The 2,046-nt window shown below is 54.8% G+C and carries 1 protein-coding gene; it reads right to left on the bottom strand.

Going from position 1 to position 2,046, the window contains the following annotated elements; translation table 11 throughout:
• Window positions 1-240: 240 nt before the first annotated feature.
• Window positions 241-2,031, bottom strand: coding sequence for a hypothetical protein (locus AC1D17_RS28680; RefSeq protein ID WP_477568591.1), 1,791 nt, complete (start codon window positions 2,029-2,031; stop codon window positions 241-243).
• Window positions 2,032-2,046 lie beyond the last annotated feature (15 nt).

Below are 2,046 nucleotides of genomic sequence, written 5' to 3'. Positions count from 1 at the left end.
GTTCCGGTGACCAGTCTTCCGTATTGGTGCGGGGGGCTAGCGTTGCTTTGGGTGGTTGCTCGAAGCGGCGTGTGGGGATGGTTCGAGAGGCGAGCTAGTTGGCTTTGGCGGATCTGTGCTCGAACGTTGAAGCGCCTATCGCGATAAAAACAGGTCCCCTGACTCGTCTGCAAGCAACTGATACAACAGGCTTCCTGAAGCTCAGCGGCAACTTTCCACCAGGGATTCTGGGAGGTTTACCTATTCCGCCGTGATCAGAGCCGGGCCCTGTTGGTCAACCCGCAGTAAGAAAGATCCGAAACTTCTGAATTGATCGGGAAGCGGAATGTTAGATCCTCTGGACACAAACTTGAGCGTTAGCTCACATCCCGGCTCTGAAGATTTCAACTTGGAGGTGGCTAGAAACGCACCTTGCCCTAGCAGAGGGTCTTCCAGCGCTACGAGCAGCCGTTGGACATCGTCCACCTCAGCCATACCCTGCTCTATGGCAGCTCGACATATAAGAGCGACATGGACTGTCCGGCTTTTGCTGACCATCCAATGCGACATGCGCTTCAGTTGCAACGCGTGAAGCACCCATATGGAATCAGCTGTAGGATCGAAACAGCACAGGTCTCGCGGCGTGACTAAAAGATCGCCGTATCGCTCAAGCCGGGAAAGTATCATCCCAGCATTCGCCTCATCGACAAGCACCAACTTGTCGAGTTTGCCAATGTCAAAACGAGGAGGCTGCTGATAGGAAGTGCGTCCGCCCCGCGGTTTGTCACGGAGTATCTTCAGCTCCACATCCATACCTGACGACCGCAATTCGAGTCGTCTTTCCCGGTTGTTGTCACCAACAACCTCTGTTTCCCATTCCCGTATACGCGCGATAGATTCGATTGTTTTGCAATGAGATTGCCAGCGATAATCGTCGTCGGCATCAAGATCCATGGCCACAAGCAGGGCAGCGTCGATTGGTTGTTTCACGCGAAGCGCCTTAGGCAGATATTTCCAGTCGAGCTGTGGAAAGAGCAACGCTGCAAATTCACGAAAACCAGTGGTGCGTCCCGCTTCCGCGGACAGAAATGTTACTCCGGCAGAAGTGTTCATTTTCAGTAGGCGGCATCGTTCATAAAGTTGGGCCAAGGCATCGACCGCTTTCTGAGGACCGAGGCCCCGCGCACRCATAAATACACTGGTCTTAGACGGAAGAACCCATTGGCCGTCCGCGTACCAACTCGGAGACAGTACGTTCACCGCGTCCCGCATTTCTCCCGAAAAAGCGTCGCGCAGAAATCCCGGCGGGCTTTGCTGCGTGACAACAACGGTAGGGTGTGGGTAACGTGAAAGAGCCTCCACCTCCGAGCGCAACAGATCCTTCGAACGCCCTGGTCGGAGTGCCAATCCCAACGGCCGCCTTCGGTTGAGCTCTGAACTGCCGGAGAGGATGTCACCATACGCATCATCAAGCAAAAAACTAACGTACGATGGAAGCTCGGACGCCAAAACGTCGCTCATGAATTGGCGCGATTGATCGTGCTGATAAATTGCGATGGATTCCTGCCCGCCGTATCCACTAGGATCCGAGATGGGAATCTCCCTGTCCGCTAGGTACACGAGCGCGCCGACTTGCGGCAGCGCGTCCGGCGCGGCACGAGTGTCGCGGACTTCGTGGAAGCGAAATATCCAATCGCTCTCAGGCGGTTCGTACAAATCTGAGAGTTCGGCTAAACAGTTTCGGACGATCTTCTCTAATCGAGCCCGGAAGATCTTGCCTTCGAAGTGCAGCGCAGAGCTACTTCGTATTGCCACTTCCGGCCCTCGAACCTGGGCGGCCAAAGTTGGTGTGGCGAAAGGCTTCATGTCCCCTGCACGATCAGTTTGTTGGTCCAGCAATGCCGCGTTTATATCTGTGGTGAGGATTGCGAGATCTCGCCACCGACGAGCGACATCGACGCTCTTGTGACTCAAATCGCGAAAAATCTTCTTAGCGAGATTGTTCCGATCGCGCTTCAGATCAAGGAACTCAGTGACCTCGAGCGCCAACATGGGCCTATCCAAGAG

It is taken from the genome of Pararhizobium sp. P1_E7 (assembly GCF_056405855.1).
Note: the sequence above shows the minus strand (reverse complement) of the source record. Positions and strands in the feature narration are given on the sequence as shown.